Origin of the sequence: Rhizobacter sp., from assembly GCF_046595475.1 — a bacterium.
In the GTDB taxonomy this organism is placed as follows: domain Bacteria; phylum Pseudomonadota; class Gammaproteobacteria; order Burkholderiales; family Burkholderiaceae_C; genus Rhizobacter.
On the sequence record NZ_JBKJOQ010000023.1, the window covers coordinates 47,638 to 65,954 of the forward strand.

Below are 18,317 nucleotides of genomic sequence, written 5' to 3' on the forward strand. Positions count from 1 at the left end.
GAATCGGCCATGTCTTATCCATGAGGACGTGTGAACGAATTGTCACTGAAGCGAAATGAGGCTTGCCGAGGGTATTTCCTGGGTCGCTTTGTGTTGCCGGCCAAAGCTGTTGCTCGAAGGCCATGCTCCCGACACAGAAACCTAGTGTTCGTGCGGGTCTCCGGCCGTTTTTTGGCGGTGAAGCCCAGCCCTTCTCACCGCGTATTCGGCCGCTTTAGGGAACTCTCTCTCCTACCAACGTGAGCGCAACGTTGGCTGCCGGCAACATGCACGACCACCTCATTGCAACGAGCGATTCGATTTCGTTTCCTGAAGTCGCCAATGCTCAACTTTGGTGAGCATCTACTGCGTCAATCGCCTCGATTCGGGGCACCGCCGCCAACAGCGTGCGCGTGTACGCCGACTGCGGGTTGCGCAGCACCTCGTCGCTGCTGCCAGCCTCTTCGATGCGGCCGTTCTGCATCACCACCACGCGGTCGGCGATGTACTCCACCACCCCGATGTTGTGGGTGATGAACAGGTACGAAACACCGAACTCGCGTTGCAACTCGCGCAGCAGGTTGAGGATCTGGGCTTGCACCGAAACATCGAGCGCCGATGTCGGCTCGTCACAAACGATCAGGCTGGGCTTGAGGGCCAAAGCGCGGGCGATGGCGATGCGCTGGCGCTGGCCGCCAGAGAACTCGTGCGGGTAGCGCTGCAGCGCATCGGGCCTCAGGCCTACGCGGCCGACGAGTGTCTCAATCTCAGCCCGGCGCAGATCGGCCGTCATCTCGGGCCGCAAGGCCAGCAGGCCTTCTTCGAGCAGATCGAACACGCGCATGCGCGGGTTGAGAGACGCGAATGGATCCTGAAAAATGATCTGGATCGCGCTTCGCGCGTTGCGCAACGCATCACCCTTCAAACTGAAAAGATCGGCGCCTTGAAACTGGGCCGAGCCTTCGATCACAGCCTGGTTTCGCAGCAGCTGCACGATGGCCTTGCCCGTGGTCGTCTTGCCGCAGCCCGACTCACCCACCAGCGCCAACGTCTCTCCGGCCGCGATGCTGAACGACACGTCGTTCACGGCGACGAAGTAGTTGCGTGCGCGTTGCAGCAACCCTTTGCGTATCGGAAAGCGCACCGACAGGTGCTGAACATCCAGCAAGGACTGGCCGATAGGCGTCTTTTCCGGAAGCGCCTCGGTCACCCCTGGCAGCGCCGCCAGCGGGGCAAGCGTTGCGCCATCGCGGTACAAGATGCATCGCACCACATGCTCGCTGCCGGTATGGATGAGCTCAGGCAGCGTGTGATGGCATTCGTCGATCACGCGGTCACAGCGCGGCGCAAACCGACACCCTGAAAACTCTTGCCACAGAGGCGGCACCGTGCCAGCAATAGCGGCGAGCGTGCCACCGCGCTTCGCCGCATCGGGCAGTGCGTTCAGCAGCAAGCGCGCGTAAGGATGCTGCGGAGAGCGAAAGAACTCGCGCGCAGTTGCCACTTCGATGATTTGGCCGGCATACATCAGCGCCACGCGATCGGCCATGCCAGACACCACGGCCAAATCGTGCGTGATCAGCAGAAGGCCCATGCCCTGCTCTTTTTGCAAACGCTTGAGCAGGTCGAGAATCTGCGCCTGGATGGTCACGTCGAGTGCGGTCGTGGGTTCGTCGGCGATCAGAAAATCGGGCTCGGCCGCCAGCGTCATCGCGATCATCACGCGTTGTTTCTGCCCACCGCTCAGGCGAAACGGGTACTCGTCGATGCGGCTCTCGGGCTCAGGAATGCCGACCTTGCCCAGCCACTCGATGGCCTTGGAGCGCGCCGCCGCGCCGCGCAAGGCGGTATGCGCCTCAATCGCTTCGACGATCTGGTCGCCCACGCGCATCACCGGGTTCAGGCTGGTGGCCGGCTCCTGGAAGATCATGCCGATCTTGCCGCCACGCACGGCGCGCATCTGCGACTCGGCCAAGGCCAATACGTCTTGGCCTTCGAGTGCCACCTGCCCTTGCGTGATCTGTCCGTTGTCGGGCAAGAGACGCATCAAGGCCAGGGCCGTCATGCTCTTGCCGCAACCCGACTCACCCACCAGGGCAAAGGTCTCGCCGCGCTTGACGGACAGCGAGAGGCCGTCAATCGCCTTGACCAGGCCCGCGTCGGCGTCTAGCGCGACTTTCAGTTCTTCGATCTTGAGCATCTTGTGTCAGGCCAGGGAGCGCTTCAGACGCGGGCGGAAGCTGCGCGAGCGGGGGTCGAAGGCATCTCGGACGCCATCGGCAAAAAGATTGGCCGCCAGCACCAGCACCACCATGAAAGTGAAGGCTGCCGCAAAGCTCCACCAGACGACTGGGTCGCGGCTCATCTCGCTGCGAGCCAGGTTGATCATTCCGCCAAAGCTGCTCATCGACGGGTCAACGCCGACGCCCACGTAGGTGAGCACGGCTTCGTACAAGATCAGGTCAGAGAAGCTGAGCACCGTGGTGATGAGCACCAGGTGCATCACATTGGGCGCGATGTGGCGCGCCATGATGCGCCCGTGGCTCACGCCGAAAGCTGTGGCGGCCTGCACGAAATCGAGCTCGCGCAGCTTGAGCGTTTCTCCGCGCACCAAGCGGCACAGCGTGGCCCAGCCTGTAAGCCCGAGGATGACGCAAAGCAAGAATATCTTCAGGTCGGAGCGCTCCAGCCCGGTCTCAAACATCTCGGGGTTCTTGTCGAGAAACACTTGCACCATGAGCACGCAGGCGGCGATCAGCAGCACATTGGGCACCGAGCTGAGCGTGGTGTAGACATACTGGATCACTTCATCGACCCAGCCTCTGAAGTAACCCGCGAGAATGCCGAGCACCACCGCAAACGGCAGCGTCGCCACGGTCGCCAGCGTGCCGATCACGAAGGCCGTGCGTACGCTCTTCAGCGATTGATACAGCACGTCGTTGCCGGTGCGGTCGGTGCCGAACACGTGGTAGTGCGCCATCAATGCCATCAGCACCCCTGCGCTGATGCCGAGCACCAGCAGTGTGGCGAGAGCTGCGCGCAGAGGCAAGTCGGTGCGGTCTCGCGCAATGGCTTTCAATGCGGCGCGCGTGCCTCCATGGCCCTTGCCCAACCATGCTGCCGTCAGCAATGACAACACCATCACCACGACGATGCCGGCCGCGGCGCCACCGACCGCGCGGGCGATGACATCGCCGTGCCACTCGGCCTCGGGGTTCTTCAGATGCGCGCCACCGAACTCCAGGCGAGGAAAGTCGTTGGTCGATATCCCGTCGCGCACCAGCGGCACCTTGGTAAGCCCGAGGTAGGCCAGCGGCTCGGAGTAGCCGACTTCACGCGTGGCGATCTGGCGGGCGAGCAGTGCGTCTAGCAGCGACTCGGTGCTGGTGGCATAGAAGGCCTGCACATCGGGTTTGCTGGAAGCGGTGGGCTGCAGGGCGCGCCTGAAATGCACGCTGTCTGCCATCGTGATCAGCGCAAACAACACCAGAACAATGCCTGCCGACGAGGCCGCCGGATCGCGCAGCACCTTGTACCAGTTGGCGCGCAGGTTGTCGTTTCGGCTGACGCGCCACGCATAGCCGATCAAGGCCAGCAGCATCGCGTACAGCACCACATCGGTCCACAAGAATACAAACTTGGGCATGGCCGTTCTGCGCCTTCAGGACAAGCGCACCCGGGGATCTGCCCAGGTGTAGGTGAGGTCGATGACCACGTAGCTGGCGATGTAGATCAAGGCGCCAAGGAACACCATGGACCGCACGATCGCGAAGTCTTGCCCGCTGATCGCCTCGATCACAAACGCACCGAGCCCTGGTATGCCGAAGAAGCTCTCGAATACCAGGCTGCCCAAGAACACATACGGCAGGTAGGAACCGGCACTCGTGATGATGGGGATCAGCGCATTTCTCATCACATGGTTGAACAGCACCATGGCTTCAGACAATCCCTTGGCGCGCGCCGTGCGCACGTAGTCTTTGCCGATCTCCTCAAGGAACATGGCGCGATACAAGCGCGCCTCGGTTCCCAAGCGCGACAGCAGCGACAACAAGATCGGCAGGATGAGGAACTTGACCGCGTCCAGCCCCGGCGCGTAGCCGTTGATGGGCACCAGCTTCAAGACACGCGCGAAGGCGTATTGCCCCACGATGATGTAGAACAGGCTGGAGATCGAGAGCATCACCACGCACAGCACCACCCCCCAGAAGTCGATGCGCGAGTGGCGAAAAAATACCAGCAGCAGCGCAAAGGCCGTGCTCGCGATCACCTGCAGCAAGAAGAGCGGCAAGGCCAGCTGCAAGCTGACCCACATGCGGGTCTTGATCTCGTGCCCGATGTCGAGCGCACTGCGCGCGTCGGAACGGCCGAAGTTGAGGGCAAACAGAGACACCGATCGCTCCCACACGATGGTGTGCGTGAGCTTTTCTGTGCCGGCTTCGGCGGGCGCCCAGTACAGCGGTTTGTCGTAACCGCGTTCTGCCTTCCACTTCTCGATTTGGGCTTGCGTGACCCGCTTGCCGCCGATGTTGAGCCGCGCCATGTCATCGGGCGTGTTGACCGTGAAGAACAGGACGAAGGTGAAGAGGTTCACCCCGATCAGGATGAGAACCCCATAGCCGAGCCGGCGAACCAAGTAGCTCAGCATGCTCAGGCCTCCGCCACAACGGGCGCGGCCACAGGCCGTGCGGTGACGCGCTGGCGCACGCGGTAGCCGCGCCAAGCCAAGGCTATGAGCGCCAAGACCGCCGCGGCCATCAGCAGCACGGGCCACCAGACCGGCTTGTTCCACTCGGCCTGCTTCTCAACGCGCACCGCGGGGTCAACGCGGTAGTACTTGGCCAGGTCGCGCACCAGAATGCTGGGCTTGCCGTTGTGCGCCCACGGCTGGAAGGCGAGCGCGACGTACGGCCAGTAGCCCCAGGCCCAAGGGGAGTCTTCACGCACGATGGCCACCATCTGGTCGACGACTTTCTGCTTCTCGGGGCCGTCTTCCAAGGTCTGCATCACCCGGTAAAGCCGGTCGTATTCGGCGTTGCTGTAGTTGGCAGTGTTCTCGCCCTGGTTCGGGTACTTGGCATTGGGGCCGTAGAGCAGGAACAAGAAGTTCTCGGCATCGGGGTAGTCGGCCAGCCAGCCCCACCAGAAAATCTGTTGCTTGCCTTTGAGCACCTTGTCTTGGAACTGGTTGTAATCGGTCGCACGGATCTCCAGTTGCACACCCAGCTTGCCAAACTGCCTGACCATCCAGTCGAGCTCAGACTTCAACTCAGGCGTGGGTGTGCGCTGGTAGTCGTAGTTGAGTACCAGAGGTTTACCGCTGACGGCATCGCGCCCGTCCGGGTAGCCGGCCTCGACCATGAGCTTCTTCGCGTCATCGAGCGAGCGGCGCACGACCTGCCCGCCCGCGAGCTTGTGCGTCACCGGGTTGAAGCCCTGGGGTGTGCCCTCGCGTGAACCAAAGACGCCGGGCGGCACAGGGCCGTGTGCTGCCACGCCACCCTTGGTTCGAAAGATGCGCCCGTAGCCTTCTTCCCAGTCGATCGCAATCGACAGCGCCTGGCGAAGCTTGCGGTTGCGCAGCTGCTGCTGCGGCGTATCGCCTTTGCCGACCACCGGGTCTAGCCAGTTGAAGCCGAGGTACCAGTTGTTGATGTCGGTCGTCTGCGGAAAGGAGAACCCGCGCTCTTCGTAGAACTTGCGCACACGGTCGGAGTCGTCCATGTCGACGCGGAACTCCACACCCCACTCGGGCCGTTCTATCTCTGGCACATCGAGGTAACCCTGCTTGAACATCTCTTTGCGCGGCACCTTCTCCTTGACGATGGTCGACACCACCGTGTCGATGAAGGGCATGGTCTTGCCGCAATCGGCCAGCAGGCCGGCGGCCTTGTCGGTAGGCGAGCCTTCGCAGGGGTACGGTTCGCCGCGGAAGTTGGGGTTGCGCTTCATCACGTGCCGCCTGTCTTGCACGTACTCGGTCATCATGTAGGGGCCGGTACCGACTGGCCATTTCACGAGAGACAGGCCGTTACCGTTCATGCCGGGGCGCGCGTAGAAGGCGTCGGCCTCCCAGGGCACAGGAGCGGTGAAGGTCATCGCGAGCCAATACTTCCACTGCGGGTACTTGCCCTTGATTCGCATGCGCAGCGTGTGGCTATCAACTGCCTGCGCGCCCGCCAGAGGCCACTTGCGGAGGTCGAGAAACGGCTTGTCGAGGCTGGACTCGCTGAGCCCGGCCAGCAGCTTGGCATCTTCGGCTTTGATGAGTTCGCCGTACTCTTTCAGCCCGATGACGTACTCGGAGAAGATCGCAAAGATCGGTGTCTCGATGCGGGTGGTGCCGTGGCGCTTGAAAGCGTAAACGTAGTCTTCTGCCAGCAGCTCCCGCGTACCGGTCTTCTCGAACTCAAGCGGCGAGCGTTTGTCGCCCAACTGTTCACGGGTGAGCTGGTGGTAAAGATAGCCACCCTTGTCGTCTTTCGCAAAGGCGGGGTGTGGGGCATACAGGATGCCCTTCTTGATGTGGATGTCGTAGACGCTTTCGGCGATCTGCTCAACCGGCGCGTCATCGGGCAGGCGGGTGCCGTTCTTGTCGAGGTAATACGGTTTGACGACCTCTTCTGCCGCCTTCGGAATCAGCTCGTACGGCCGCTTCAGGTAGTGGTACGCGTACAGCGGCTCATAGGCCGAATAGGTGTACGGTGTTTCGGGGTTGCTGTACGAGGCGGTCGGGTCGAGGTAGCGCGGGGAGCGCTCGTCGAACGAGTTGAACAAGGTGTTGGTCGCGGCTGCCCCGTCCGGGTACGGGCTGTTGTTGCACCCTGGAAGGGTGAGACCACAGGCCATCAAAAACGCCCACAGCCATGCTCGCGTACGACGCATAGAAGCGCCCATGAAATCTCTCCAGCTCCTGCCTCTGCACCGTGCGGATAGACCGTGCAACGACAAACAAATAAAAGCGCCTGCGGCAACAACCGGGTTTTGCCCGGTGCTGCACGAGGCGAGCGCTGCGGATTCTATGCGCAGCCTTGCTGCAGGCGCCTCAGGGTAATCAGCGCGTCGTTTTAGATTGCGCTACCAGCCTATGAGCACATCCCGTGCCTGCACGAGCAGCGTGACCTTGGCGCCCACCGGCAAGCTGACCTTGGTCGGCACGTGGCCGAAGGGCAAGCCGGTGAGGATGGGCGTCTTCGTCACCGAGCGCATGTAGGCGATGGCCGCTTTGAGGCTGTAGCCGCGGTCGAGCGGAGACTTCTTGAAATCGGTGAAAGCGCCTAGCACGATGGCTTTTTGCGCATCGAGCACGCCCGCCTGATGCAATTGAAGCAGGTTGCGCTCGATGCGGTACGGGTGTTCGTTGACGTCTTCCAGGAACAAAATGCCGCCCTTGACCTTGGGCCAGTGGGGCGTGCCGAGCAAGGTGTTGAGCACGCAAAGGTTGCCGCCCCACAGCACACCCTTGGCCTCCAGCCCGTCGAAGCCGGCCTCTGTGCGAAAGCCCACAGCTTCAAGCGCTCCGCTCATGGCCTCTGCAAAACAGTCGGGCGTGATGTCGTCTAGCGTTTCGCGACCGAAGTCGTCGCAAGCCAACGGCCCGGCCCAGCTGCGTTGACCGGTGTGCGCCAGCAGGCCATTGTGCAAAGCGGTCATGTCGCTGTAGCCCACCCAGCGGGTGCCGTGCTCGACGCTGAGGCCGAGCAGCTTCCAGTCGATGCGGTCAAGCAGGCGCGTCAGGCCATAGCCGCCGCGCGTGGCAAGAGCAATGCCCGGCCCTTGTTTGGCGATGCGATGCAGGGCAGCCAAGCGGGTGTCGTCGTCGCCACCGAAGCGCTGGTGACGGGCCAGGGCAGCTTCGTCCACCTGCACATCGAAGCCCATGGCCGCGAGGCGCTTGGCAGCCAGGCGCAGAGGTGCTGCCTTCGGCAACACGCCAGCGGGCGTGAACAGCGTCAACGTGTTCGAACCCGCCTCAGGGTGCGTGTGATCGTGGGGATGGTGGTGTGGGTGGCTCAATTTCCAAAACCTCTCCGGTCGGGATGGCGGGCATGTCGAGTGGCGCAGGCTCGGAAGCCGGGCCTGCGCGGCGCTGCCGGTACAGCTCGCGCCGCTCGGCAAAGAAATCACGCAGCACCTTGCCACAGTCATCGGCCAGCACGCCGCCCTGCACTTGCGTGTGATGGTTGAGCTGCGGTTGCCCAAACAGATCGACCACTGAACCGGCCGCGCCCGTCTTGGGATCGGCGGCGCCGAACACCACGCGCTTGAAGCGGGCATGCATCAGCGCCATGGCGCACATGGCGCACGGCTCGAGCGTCACGTAGAGCTCGCACTCGGGCAGGCGGTAGTTGCCCAGCAGCGTGGCGGCGTGGCGCAGCGCGACGATCTCGGCGTGGGCGGTGGGGTCATGCTCGGTGATGGGGCGGTTGTAGCCGGTGGCAATCACCTGGCCAGCCTTCATGATCACTGCCCCGACGGGCACTTCGCCTACCAACCAGGCGTTTTGTGCCTGGTCGAGCGCTATGCGCATGGCTTGCTCGTCAGCGGGCGTGGGAGGCGCCGGCGTCACTTGTCGGCCTCTTCCCTGCGAGCGGCGCCTTGTTCCATCGCCTTGTTCAGGTCGCTGATCACTTTGTCTTGCACCTGCTGGGCTTGCTCGCGAGCGTTGCCGCCGGCAACGACCGGCATCGAGGCGCCGGTTGCCACCGGCGCGACCCCAGCGCTCTTGAGCTGCCTGCTGGCCAACAGGCCCACCACGGCCAAGACCACCAGCAACGAAGCGATACCGAAAATCGCCCTCACGCAGCCGCTCTCAGCGGCCATCGGCCCAGAATGACGTGGCGCGTCTGACGAAGAAGGCTGTGCACGAGAACCAACTCATGCACCTGCCACGACACGGGTTCAATGGCAATTCCTTCCACGGCGCGATCGTCGTACATCAGCGTGACGTGAGGCGTGAAGCTGCTCTTCGCCCAGCGGTTCAGCGTGCTTCTCTTCATGGCTTCGCCGACCGTGCGCTGGAACGCGATGAGTGGCTCGACGCCCTCTCGCCCGCGCAGCACAAAGGGTCGGTTGCGAGGCTGGCTCGCAAAGCTTGACGCGTGATCGAACGTCACCTCGAAAGGCTCAGCTGCGATGCCAGCGGCCACCTCTGCGGCGGCCGTCACAATGTCTTGCCGCAGACCCACATGGTCGCCCAAGTGATGCAAGGTGACGTGCAACCGTTCCTTCTGGATCAGCTTGCCCTTCAGGCCCTGCTCACCGCGCAAACGCAACCCAAGTTGTGTGATCTTCTCGGCAGCCGCCTCGGTCGGAAAGACGGCCAAAAATAACCGATCCGTCGGCTCCACCGCGGGGTCAAAACCTTCGAGAGAGGCCTGTTCCATGACCGGGTTCATGCGTTCATTCCCACTCGATCGTGGCCGGTGGTTTGCTCGACACGTCGTAAGTCACACGGTTGATCCCGCGCACCTCGTTGATGATGCGGCCCGACACCTTCTTCAAGAGGCTGTAGGGCAGCTCGGCCCAATCAGCCGTCATGAAATCGCTGGTCTGCACCGCGCGCAGCGCCACCACATAGTCGTAAGTGCGGCCATCGCCCATCACGCCCACGCTCTTGACGGGCAAGAACACCGCAAAGGCCTGGCTGGTCAGGTCGTACCAGCTCTTGCCGCTGGCTTCGTCGCGCGTGTTGCGCAGCTCTTCGATGAAGATGGCGTCAGCACTGCGCAGCAGGTCGGCGTATTCCTGCTTCACCTCGCCCAAGATGCGCACGCCCAGGCCGGGGCCAGGGAACGGGTGGCGGTACACCATGTCATGTGGCAGGCCTAGCGCAATGCCCAGCTCGCGCACCTCATCTTTGAACAGCTCGCGCAGCGGCTCCAGAAGCTTGAGGCCCAGCGTCTCGGGCAGGCCACCCACGTTGTGGTGGCTCTTGATGGACGTGGCCTTCTTGGTCTTGGCACCGCCGCTTTCCACCACGTCGGGGTAGATCGTGCCCTGGGCCAGCCACTTGGCTTGCTTGAGCTTCTTGGCTTCGGCCTGGAAGATTTCAACGAACTCACGGCCAATGATCTTGCGCTTGGCTTCGGGGTCGGTCACGCCGGCCAGATGGCCGAGGAACTGTGCGCTGGCGTCCACACGAATTACCTTGGCATGCAGGCGCCCGGCAAACATGTCCATCACCATGTCGCCTTCGTTCAGACGCAGCAGGCCGTGGTCGACGAACACGCAGGTGAGCTGGTCGCCAATGGCGCGGTGAATGAGAGCCGCCGCCACGCTGGAGTCAACCCCGCCGCTCAAGCCCAGGATGACCTCTTCGCTGCCCACTTGCTCGCGAATGCGCGCCACCACCTCATCGACATAGTTGCCCATCACCCAGTCGGGCTTGGCGCCTGCGATGTCGAGCACGAAGCGGTTGAGCAGCTCGCGGCCCTTTACGGTGTGCGTGACCTCGGGGTGGAACTGCACCGCGTAGTAGCCGCGCGATTCGTCGGCCATGCCGGCGACGGGGCAGCTCGGCGTAGACGCCATCAGCTTGAAGCCTGGCGGCAGCTCGGTGACCTTGTCGCCGTGGCTCATCCAGACCTTGAGCATGCCGTGGCCTTCGGGCGTGGCGAAGTCTTCAATGCCTTTCAGCAGCTGGGTGTGCCCATGCGCCCTCACCTCGGCATAGCCAAATTCGCGGTGGGCGCTGGCCTCAACCTTGCCGCCCTGCTGCACGGCCATGGTGAACATGCCGTAGCAGATGCCCAGCACTGGCACGCCCAAGTCCCAAACCGCTTGCGGCGCGCGCAGGTCATGCTCCTCGTAGGTGCTGGCATGGCTGCCGGAAAGAATGATGCCCTTGGGCGCGAACTCGCGAATGAACGCATCGCTCACGTCATTGGGGTGGATCTCGCAGTACACATGGGCCTCGCGCACGCGGCGCGCAATCAGCTGGGTGACTTGGGAGCCGAAATCGAGAATGAGGATCTTGTCGTGCATGGTTCAGACTCTCGCGGCATCGGTGCCCGCGCCGGATTGAAGGGCAAGCCGCTCGTCGCGCTGCTTGCGGAAATGCGTCCAGGCCAGCGCCAGCGCGCACAGCTGCAACGCGGCACAGAAGTAGAACGGCGCGCCGATGCGCCAGTCGCCTTTGGGCAGGTTGGCCACCATGGCCAGCAGCGGCGCGCCAATCACCGGGGCCAGCACGGCCGCCATGCTGTTCACGCCGCTCACCGCGCCCATGGTCTGGCCCTGCGAGCTGGCGTCTGCCGCGCCGGAAATCAGGCTCTGGATGGCCGATGCAGCCGTGGAGCCGAGCAAACCGCAGATGATCACGGCGTACATCATCCAACCCTCGGTGACGGCGCCGAAAGCGAAGTACGACAGCGTGGAAGACGTGAGCCCTATCAGGGCCAGCCGCCTGGCGCCGAAGCGCTTGAGCAAGCGCCCCAGAAACACACCCTGCACCAACGCAGCCGACACGCCCACGGCAAACAATGACAGGCCGTTTTCCATTGGCCCCCAACCGAACTTGAAGGTGGTGTACAGCACCCAGCTCGTGTGCAACACGAACTGCGCAAGCCCAGAACATGCCACCACCGCCACCAGCCGACCCACACCGCGCAGCTGGCTCAACGCCGACAGCGCTGCCACCGGGTTGGCAGCGCGCCACCGAAAGGGCTTGCGGCGCTCAATGGGCAGCGATTCGGGCAGCACGAAGTAGCCGTAGAGCAGGTTTGCAATCGCCAACCCGCCGGCAACGAAGAACGGCAGGCGCAGATCGACGTGGCCCAACAGCCCACCCATCGACGGCCCGAGAATGAACCCCAGCCCGAACATTGCCCCCAGCATGCCAAAGCGCTTGGCGCGCATCTCAGGCTCGGTGATGTCGGCTACGTAGGCGTTGGCCACGGCCATGTTGGATTGCATCGCGCCGCTGAAGAGGCGCACCACGATCAGCATCCAGATGGCCGTGGCCAGGCCGGTGACGAAGAAGCTCAAAGCAAGGCCGCAAAAACCGACCAGCAGCACCGGCCTGCGCCCGTACTGGTCAGACAACGCGCCAATGATGGGCGAGCCGAAGAAGTTGGCAATGCCGAAGGCAAAACCGATGGCGCCCGTCCACAGCGCCTGCTCGGTCTGCGAACTCGTGAAGGTGCCGACCAGCACGGGCAGCACCGGGATGATCAAGCCTATCGACACCATGTCGATCAGCACCGTCAGCATGATGAAACGCATGGCGGCCTGACGCTCGGCCGGTGCTGCCACGGTGGTCACGACGGGCTCATTCGGCACGGTAGTTCGGCGCTTCCTTGGTGATCTGCACGTCGTGCACGTGGCTCTCGCGTATGCCGGCTGAGGTGATCTCGACGAACTCGGCCTTGTCGCGCATGTCGTCGATGCTGGCGCAGCCGCAGTAGCCCATGGAGGCGCGCAAGCCCCCCGCCATCTGGAACACGATGCTCACCAGCGAGCCCTTGTAAGGCACCCGACCTTCGATGCCTTCGGGTACCAGCTTGTCGGCGTTGGGGTTGGCGCCAGTGTTGTCTTGGAAATAGCGGTCAGCCGAGCCCTGCTGCATGGCACCAATCGACCCCATGCCGCGGTAGCTCTTGTAGCTGCGACCTTGGAACAACACGATCTCGCCAGGCGCCTCTTCGGTGCCGGCAAACATGCCGCCCATCATCACGGTGTTGGCACCCGCGGCGATGGCCTTGGCGATGTCGCCGGAGTAGCGCACGCCGCCATCAGCGATCAGGGGCACGCCGGTGCCGGCCAAGGCCTTGGCCACGTTGTCGATGGCGGTGATTTGAGGCACGCCCACGCCAGCCACGATGCGGGTGGTGCAGATCGAGCCGGGCCCGATGCCGACCTTCACGCCATCAGCGCCCACCTCGGCCAGTGCCAATGCTGCAGCGCCTGTGGCGATGTTGCCGCCGATCACGTCGACATGCGGGTAGTTTTGCTTGACCCAGCGCACACGCTCGATCACGCCGGCGCTGTGGCCGTGGGCCGTGTCGACCACCAGGGCGTCGACACCGGCTTTCACCAGCAAATCGACGCGCTCCTCGGTGCCTTCGCCCACGCCCACCGCCGCACCCACGCGCAGCTTGCCGTGAGCATCGCGTGCAGCGTTGGGGAAATTGGTTTGCTTGGTGATGTCTTTCACCGTGAACAGGCCGCGCAACTCGAAGGCCTCGTTGACGACGACCACGCGCTCCAGCTTGTGCTTGTGCATCAGCGCCTTGGCCTCAGCCAGCGTGGCGCCATCGCGCACGGTAATGAGCCGCTCGCGCGGTGTCATGATCTCGCGCACCGGGATGTCCATGCGCGTCTCAAAGCGCAGGTCTCGGCCTGTCACGATGCCCACCACCTTGCCGTCTTCCAGCACCGGGAAGCCCGAGATGCCGTGCTGGCGCGACAGGTTGATCACATCGCGCACCGGCACCCCGGGCGAGATGGTGATCGGGTCGCGCAGCACGCCCGACTCGTAGCGCTTGACGCGCGCCACCTCGGCAGCTTGCTGCTTGGGCGAGAGGTTTTTGTGGACGATCCCGATGCCACCCTCTTGCGCGATGGCGATGGCCAAGCGTGCCTCTGTGACCGTGTCCATGGCGGCAGACACCAGGGGCAGGTTCAGGCGGATGTTGCGGGAGAACTGGGTAGAAAGCGTGGTGTCGCGTGGCAACACCTGAGAGAAAGCCGGCACCAACAACACATCGTCGAAGGTGAGCGCTTTGCCTAGAAGGCGCATGAGAAAGCTCCTGACGCAAAAGCGAATTATACGGATGGCCGCGAAGTCGCCTTGTGCCTTCCTGACCCTCCGGGCCAGCCCTTTCAGAACACGCACTTGGTAACGTCTGCGGCAATAGTTCACGAAATGCGTTGGCGCATGCCCCCCAAGGGGCTCCAAAACCCCGACGAGCCCCTCTGGTGCTGCCCTGCAAGGCTCTCTCACGACTACACTTTCGGGATGAAATTCGCATGCAATCACCCCTCTGCGCGGCTGGCCGTTTTGGCACTCGGAGCCCTAGTGACATTCACCTTGAGCAACCCTGCGTTCGCTCAGTGGAAATGGAAGGACAAGAGCGGGCACGTGCAGTACAGCGACCTGCCACCGCCGCAAACGGTGAGCGATGCCGAAATCCTTCAGCGCCCAAGCGGAAGTTCTGGCAAGGCAGCCCCGGCATTCGCACCCAACAGTGCCCAGGCGGCGGCGGCCTCGATGGCAGCGTCTTCGGCTGCGGCAAGCGCCCCCTCTAAGGCCGCCGAGCCCGAGTTGGAAGCCAAACGCCGCAAAGCCGCAGATGAGGAAGGCGGCAAGCGCCGCGCAGACGAAGAGAAACAGAAGGCCGCCCAGGCTGACAATTGCCAACGTGCCAAGTCTCAGCTGCGCGCGCTCGAAGACGGCATGCGCATGGCGCGTGTCAACGCCAAGGGCGAGCGCGAAGTGCTCGACGACAAGGGTCGCGCCGACGAAAGCAAACGCGCTCGCGACATCATCGGCGCCGACTGCAAATAAGCTTCAGCGCCGGGCCTTGGCGCGGTGGCTTTGGTAGCGCTGGCGTCTGGCCTCTTTCGGGTCGACCAGCAGGGGGCGGTAGACCTCCACGCGGTCCTTGTTGCGCAGGGCGTCGCCCAGGGCGCACACCCTTCCCCACACCCCGACTGTCAGGCCCGGTAACGCCAAGCCTGGGTAAGCGGCTGCTAGCGCAGCCTGCACCGTGCTGCCCTGCGGCAGCTGCAACACCGCCTGATGGGTTACGCCCGGCGCCGGGCTGTACACCACCTCGACGCTCAGCTCAGCGGGCGCCATGCACTTGCTCGGCTCTCTTCACGAAGGCGTCGACAAAGGTGTTGGCAATGCGGTCGAACACGGGGCTCACCAGTACCTCAAGCGGCATGTTGGCAAACGCGTAACGCATTTCGAATTCGATCTTGCTGGCCGGCGCGTCGCCCGCGATTGCCAGCGGCAGGAAGCGCCATGAGCCCTCAAGCATGGAGAAGGGCCCGTCCACCAGCGAGACCAGCACGCTGCTGTCGGGCACATGGGTGTTGCGCGTGGTGAAGGCATGGCGCAGGCCGCCGTAGGCGAGCTGCAGCCGAGCCGTCATGCCCGATTCGTCCCGGCTCAGCACCTCGGCCCTTTCGCACCAGGGCAGGAACTGCGGATAGTCGGTCACCGCCGTGACCAAGGCGTACATCTCGTGCGCCGAATACGAGAGGAGAACTGACTTCTTGACGTGCTTCATACAATGCCCCAATTGTATTGAGCACTTTTCGCCTCATCTCCTTGACTATGTCGATTGCTGAAAACCGCCGCGCCCGCTTTGATTACCACCTCGAAGAGAAGTACGAGGCCGGCATGGTGCTGCAAGGCTGGGAGATCAAGGCCATACGCGCCGGCCAGGTGCAATTGACCGATGGCTACGTGGTGATCCGCAATGGCGAGCTGTATCTGATCGGCTGCCGCATCAACGCACTGCGCAGCGCCTCAACCCACATCAGCCCTGAAGCCGACCGCACCAAGAAGCTCTTGATGCACAAGGAAGAGATCAAGCGGCTGGTCGGCAAGGTGGAGCAGAAGGGCTTCACGCTGGTGCCCATCGACCTGCACTACAAGGACGGCCGCGTGAAGGCGGAAATCGCGCTCGCCAAGGGCAAGGCCGAACACGATAAGCGCAACACCGAAAAACAGCGCGATTGGGACCGGGAGAAAGGGCGACTGATGAGGCACAAGGTCTCATCAGGCCCCAAGGAATAGCTTACGGGCCTAGCGCGCTCAGGGCGTGCTGGCAATCGTGGATCAGATCAGCGGGAGCCTCAAGCCCCACCGAGAAGCGCACCACGGTGCCGCGGTACGCAGGCTCCGTCCGCATGCCGGCCAGGCTATACGGCACCACCAAGCTCACCGGCCCTGCCCATGAATAGCCAATTCGGAAGAGCTGCAACGCATCGATGAAGGCATACACCTGCTCAGCCGTGTAGCGCTCATTGAAAACGACCGAGAACAAGCCGGCCGCACGCGTGCACAGCTTCTTCCAGCACTCATGCCCTGGCGCGCCAGGCAGCGCAGGGTGCAGCACCTGGGTCACCTCGCGCCGCTGCGACCACCACGCGGCGAGCGTGCGCGCCGCAGCGTCGTGCGCGTCATAGCGCAAAGGAAGCGAGGGCAGCGAGCGCAGCACCAGCTCGGCATCGTTGGCACCTATGCCCCAGCCCATGCGCATGTGGCAAAACTTCAGCCTCAGGTGCAGCGCTTCATCTCTCGTGGTCACCGAGCCCATCAGCACGTCGGCGCCCCCCGAGGCGTACTTGGTCAGCGCCTGTACTGAGATGTCCACACCCAGTGAATCAGCACCCGGCGTCAGGTCGAAGGGGTTGAAGGCCAGCCCCGCTCCCCAGGTGTTGTCGAGCGCCGTGGTCACACCACGCTCGCGCGCCACCTTCACCAACGCCGGCAGGTTGGGAAACTCCATCGTCACCGAGCCTGCAGCCTCCAGCCACAGCAGCTTGGTCTGGGGGCCGATCAAGGCCGCCAGGCCGAGCGCGTCCATCGGGTCGTAAACCTTGTGGGTGATGCCCCAAGCGGCCAGCTCGTTGCGTGCGAACTCTTTGTTGGGGCCATAGGCGTTCTCGGGGATCAGCACCTCATCGCCCTGCTTCAGCAAGGCCATGTCGACCAGCGTGATGGTGGCCAGGCCGCTGGGCACCAGCAGGGTCTGCAGGCCGCCTTCGAGCGTGGCGATGCGCTCCTCAAGCGTGAACGACGTGGGCGTGCCGTGCAGCCCATAGGTGTAGCCGGCCTTGGACTTCCAACTGCGCGCCTGCAAGGCCGCCACCGTCGGAAACATGACCGTCGACGCCTTGTGCACCCCCGGCGCAACTGCGCCGAAACCGGCTGGCGGCACGTAGGCGTGATGGATCAGCTCGGTGCGCTTGTCGTGGCTCATAGATCAGATCGGTTGTGCCACCAGGTCGTGGCCTTGCGTGCCGACAATGCGCGCCTTGGTGAACTCGCCCACCTTCAGCGTCTTCGATGCTTTCTCGGGCGGCAGCAGCTTCACGCTGCCATCGATCTCGGGGGCATCAGCGTAGCTGCGCCCCACGCCGCCTTTGCGGCCAAGGGCGGGCGCTGAATCGATCAACACCTGCATGGTCGCGCCGATACGGCTGCGCAGCTTGGCGGCTGAGACCTCTTCGGCGACCGCCATGAAACGCGCCCTTCTCTCTTCGCGCAACTCGGCCGGCACCGGGTCGGCCAATGCATTGGCTGTCGCACCGTTCACCGGCGAGTAGGCGAAGCAGCCAGCACGGTCGATCTGCGCCTCGCGCATAAACCCGAGCAGATGCTCGAACTCGGTCTCGGTTTCGCCAGGGAAGCCCGCGATGAAGGTGCTGCGCACCACCAGCTCGGGGCAGATCTCGCGCCAGCGCTGCAGGCGGTCGAGGTTCTTCTCGCCATTGGCCGGGCGCTTCATGCGCTTGAGCACATCGGGGTGCGAGTGCTGGAAGGGCACATCGAGGTAAGGAAGAATCAAGCCCTGGGCCATCAACGGCAGCACCTCGTCCACATGCGGGTACGGGTAGACGTAGTGCATGCGAACCCAGGCACCATGCTGCGCGGCCAGCTCGCCCAGCTTCTCGCAGAGGTCGAGCATGCGGGTCTTGACGGGCTTGCCGTCCCAGAAACCGGTGCGGTACTTCACGTCAACGCCATAAGCGCTGGTGTCTTGACTGATCACGAGCAGCTCTTTCACGCCGGCCTCAAACAGGCGCTGTGCTTCGCTCAGCACGTCGCCAATCGGCCGCGAGACCAGATCACCGCGCATGCTGGGGATGATGCAAAAGCTGCAGCGGTGGTTGCAGCCTTCGCTGATCTTCAAATACGCGTAGTGGCGCGGCGTGAGCTTGACGCCTTGCGCAGGCACCAAGTCGACGAAGGGGTCATGCGGCTTGGGCACATGCAGGTGCACGGCGTCCATCACCTCTTGCGTGGCATGCGGACCAGTCACCGCGAGCACGCTGGGGTGCATCTGGCGCACCAGGTTGCCGCCGGCCTCGCCTGCCTTGGCGCCCAGGCAGCCGGTGACGATGACCTTGCCGTTTTCGGCCAGGGCTTCGCCGATGGTGTCCAGGCTTTCTTTCACCGCATCGTCGATGAAGCCGCAGGTGTTGACGATGACGAGGTCAGCGCCGGCAAAGGTCTTGGAGGTGTCGTAACCCTCGGCACGCAGCTGCGTGAGGATGAGTTCGGAGTCGGTCAGCGCCTTGGGACAACCCAGGGAGACGAAACCAATCTTGGGGGCCGAGCCCATGGTGGGGTTGGCCAGTGCGTCTTGTGTCATCCGGCG

Annotated in this window: 17 protein-coding genes; 2 read left to right on the forward strand and 15 right to left on the reverse strand. The window is 63.5% G+C overall.

All coding sequences use genetic code 11. The features are described 5' to 3' along the window. Positions 1 to 325 precede the first annotated feature (325 nt). The 11 genes from AC30QB_RS04550 to guaB all read right to left on the reverse strand — a co-directional run bounded on the left by AC30QB_RS04550 (position 326) and on the right by guaB (position 13,717). Positions 326 to 2,179 (reverse strand): ABC transporter ATP-binding protein, encoded by a 1,854-nt coding sequence (locus AC30QB_RS04550; RefSeq protein ID WP_489544998.1) that lies wholly within the window; start codon positions 2,177 to 2,179, stop codon positions 326 to 328. A 6-nt stretch (positions 2,180 to 2,185) separates the two neighbouring features. Continuing rightward, complete coding sequence (locus AC30QB_RS04555) at positions 2,186 to 3,625, reverse strand: ABC transporter permease (protein WP_489544999.1); 1,440 nt, start codon at positions 3,623 to 3,625, stop codon at positions 2,186 to 2,188. A gap of 15 nt (positions 3,626 to 3,640) precedes the next feature. Further along, positions 3,641 to 4,624, reverse strand: coding sequence for an ABC transporter permease (locus AC30QB_RS04560; protein ID WP_489545000.1), 984 nt, complete (start codon positions 4,622 to 4,624; stop codon positions 3,641 to 3,643). A gap of 2 nt (positions 4,625 to 4,626) precedes the next feature. Continuing rightward, positions 4,627 to 6,873, reverse strand: coding sequence for an ABC transporter substrate-binding protein (locus AC30QB_RS04565; protein ID WP_489545001.1), 2,247 nt, complete (start codon positions 6,871 to 6,873; stop codon positions 4,627 to 4,629). Positions 6,874 to 7,053: 180 nt separating this feature from the next. Continuing rightward, positions 7,054 to 7,992, reverse strand: a complete 939-nt coding sequence (locus AC30QB_RS04570; protein WP_489545002.1) for an LD-carboxypeptidase — start codon at positions 7,990 to 7,992, stop codon at positions 7,054 to 7,056. Further along, on the reverse strand, positions 7,949 to 8,506 hold the full coding sequence (tadA, locus tag AC30QB_RS04575) for a tRNA adenosine(34) deaminase TadA (protein WP_489545003.1): 558 nt from the start codon (positions 8,504 to 8,506) through the stop codon (positions 7,949 to 7,951). The genes AC30QB_RS04570 and tadA overlap by 44 nt, the downstream gene beginning before the upstream one ends. 35 nt (positions 8,507 to 8,541) lie before the next feature. Further along, positions 8,542 to 8,778 carry a hypothetical protein gene (locus AC30QB_RS04580; RefSeq protein WP_489545004.1) on the reverse strand — a complete coding sequence of 79 codons (237 nt, stop codon included), beginning with the start codon at positions 8,776 to 8,778 and terminating at the stop codon, positions 8,542 to 8,544. Continuing rightward, entirely contained in the window at positions 8,775 to 9,362 is a 588-nt protein-coding gene (gene thpR / locus AC30QB_RS04585) for an RNA 2',3'-cyclic phosphodiesterase (RefSeq protein ID WP_489545005.1), read from the reverse strand. Before thpR ends, AC30QB_RS04580 begins: the two co-directional genes overlap by 4 nt. Positions 9,363 to 9,378: 16 nt before the next feature. Continuing rightward, positions 9,379 to 10,962: a glutamine-hydrolyzing GMP synthase gene (gene guaA, locus AC30QB_RS04590; RefSeq protein WP_489545006.1), complete on the reverse strand. Its 1,584-nt coding sequence runs from the start codon at positions 10,960 to 10,962 to the stop codon at positions 9,379 to 9,381. 3 nt (positions 10,963 to 10,965) lie between these two features. Continuing rightward, positions 10,966 to 12,240, reverse strand: a complete 1,275-nt coding sequence (locus AC30QB_RS04595) for an MFS transporter (RefSeq protein WP_489545007.1) — start codon at positions 12,238 to 12,240, stop codon at positions 10,966 to 10,968. Between the two features lie 7 nt (positions 12,241 to 12,247). Next, complete coding sequence (guaB, locus tag AC30QB_RS04600; protein ID WP_489545008.1) at positions 12,248 to 13,717, reverse strand: IMP dehydrogenase; 1,470 nt, start codon at positions 13,715 to 13,717, stop codon at positions 12,248 to 12,250. A 279-nt stretch (positions 13,718 to 13,996) separates the two neighbouring features. Between guaB and AC30QB_RS04605 the strand changes: the two genes are divergently transcribed. Further along, a complete protein-coding gene (locus AC30QB_RS04605) occupies positions 13,997 to 14,485 on the forward strand; it encodes a DUF4124 domain-containing protein (RefSeq protein WP_489545009.1) in 489 nt (162 codons plus the stop codon). Between the two features lie 3 nt (positions 14,486 to 14,488). On the opposite strand, the gene AC30QB_RS04610 is transcribed toward AC30QB_RS04605, so the two are convergent. Both AC30QB_RS04610 and AC30QB_RS04615 read right to left on the reverse strand, forming a co-directional pair. Continuing rightward, positions 14,489 to 14,779 carry an RnfH family protein gene (locus tag AC30QB_RS04610; protein ID WP_489545010.1) on the reverse strand — a complete coding sequence of 97 codons (291 nt, stop codon included), beginning with the start codon at positions 14,777 to 14,779 and terminating at the stop codon, positions 14,489 to 14,491. Further along, complete coding sequence (locus tag AC30QB_RS04615; protein WP_489545011.1) at positions 14,766 to 15,215, reverse strand: type II toxin-antitoxin system RatA family toxin; 450 nt, start codon at positions 15,213 to 15,215, stop codon at positions 14,766 to 14,768. The genes AC30QB_RS04610 and AC30QB_RS04615 overlap by 14 nt, the downstream gene beginning before the upstream one ends. A 47-nt stretch (positions 15,216 to 15,262) precedes the next feature. Between AC30QB_RS04615 and smpB the strand changes: the two genes are divergently transcribed. Further along, positions 15,263 to 15,727 carry an SsrA-binding protein SmpB gene (smpB, locus tag AC30QB_RS04620; protein ID WP_489545012.1) on the forward strand — a complete coding sequence of 155 codons (465 nt, stop codon included), beginning with the start codon at positions 15,263 to 15,265 and terminating at the stop codon, positions 15,725 to 15,727. Position 15,728: 1 nt separating this feature from the next. Here smpB and AC30QB_RS04625 read toward each other — a convergent pair whose 3' ends face one another. Both AC30QB_RS04625 and rimO read right to left on the reverse strand, forming a co-directional pair. Then, entirely contained in the window at positions 15,729 to 16,916 is a 1,188-nt protein-coding gene (locus AC30QB_RS04625; RefSeq protein WP_489545013.1) for a cystathionine beta-lyase, read from the reverse strand. 3 nt (positions 16,917 to 16,919) lie between these two features. Next, complete coding sequence (gene rimO, locus AC30QB_RS04630) at positions 16,920 to 18,311, reverse strand: 30S ribosomal protein S12 methylthiotransferase RimO (RefSeq protein ID WP_489545014.1); 1,392 nt, start codon at positions 18,309 to 18,311, stop codon at positions 16,920 to 16,922. Positions 18,312 to 18,317: the final 6 nt, after the last annotated feature.

Coding starts and splice junctions, on each gene's coding strand:
- AC30QB_RS04550 (WP_489544998.1), bottom strand. CDS start 2,179: ATGCTCAAGATCGAAGAACTGAAAGTCGCGCTAGACGCCGACGCGGGC.
- AC30QB_RS04555 (WP_489544999.1), bottom strand. CDS start 3,625: ATGCCCAAGTTTGTATTCTTGTGGACCGATGTGGTGCTGTACGCGATG.
- AC30QB_RS04560 (WP_489545000.1), bottom strand. CDS start 4,624: ATGCTGAGCTACTTGGTTCGCCGGCTCGGCTATGGGGTTCTCATCCTG.
- AC30QB_RS04565 (WP_489545001.1), bottom strand. CDS start 6,873: ATGGGCGCTTCTATGCGTCGTACGCGAGCATGGCTGTGGGCGTTTTTG.
- tadA (WP_489545003.1), bottom strand. CDS start 8,506: ATGCGCATAGCGCTCGACCAGGCACAAAACGCCTGGTTGGTAGGCGAA.
- thpR (WP_489545005.1), bottom strand. CDS start 9,362: ATGGAACAGGCCTCTCTCGAAGGTTTTGACCCCGCGGTGGAGCCGACG.
- guaA (WP_489545006.1), bottom strand. CDS start 10,962: ATGCACGACAAGATCCTCATTCTCGATTTCGGCTCCCAAGTCACCCAG.
- guaB (WP_489545008.1), bottom strand. CDS start 13,717: ATGCGCCTTCTAGGCAAAGCGCTCACCTTCGACGATGTGTTGTTGGTG.
- AC30QB_RS04610 (WP_489545010.1), bottom strand. CDS start 14,779: ATGGCGCCCGCTGAGCTGAGCGTCGAGGTGGTGTACAGCCCGGCGCCG.
- AC30QB_RS04615 (WP_489545011.1), bottom strand. CDS start 15,215: ATGAAGCACGTCAAGAAGTCAGTTCTCCTCTCGTATTCGGCGCACGAG.
- smpB (WP_489545012.1), top strand. CDS start 15,263: ATGTCGATTGCTGAAAACCGCCGCGCCCGCTTTGATTACCACCTCGAA.
- AC30QB_RS04625 (WP_489545013.1), bottom strand. CDS start 16,916: ATGAGCCACGACAAGCGCACCGAGCTGATCCATCACGCCTACGTGCCG.
- rimO (WP_489545014.1), bottom strand. CDS start 18,311: ATGACACAAGACGCACTGGCCAACCCCACCATGGGCTCGGCCCCCAAG.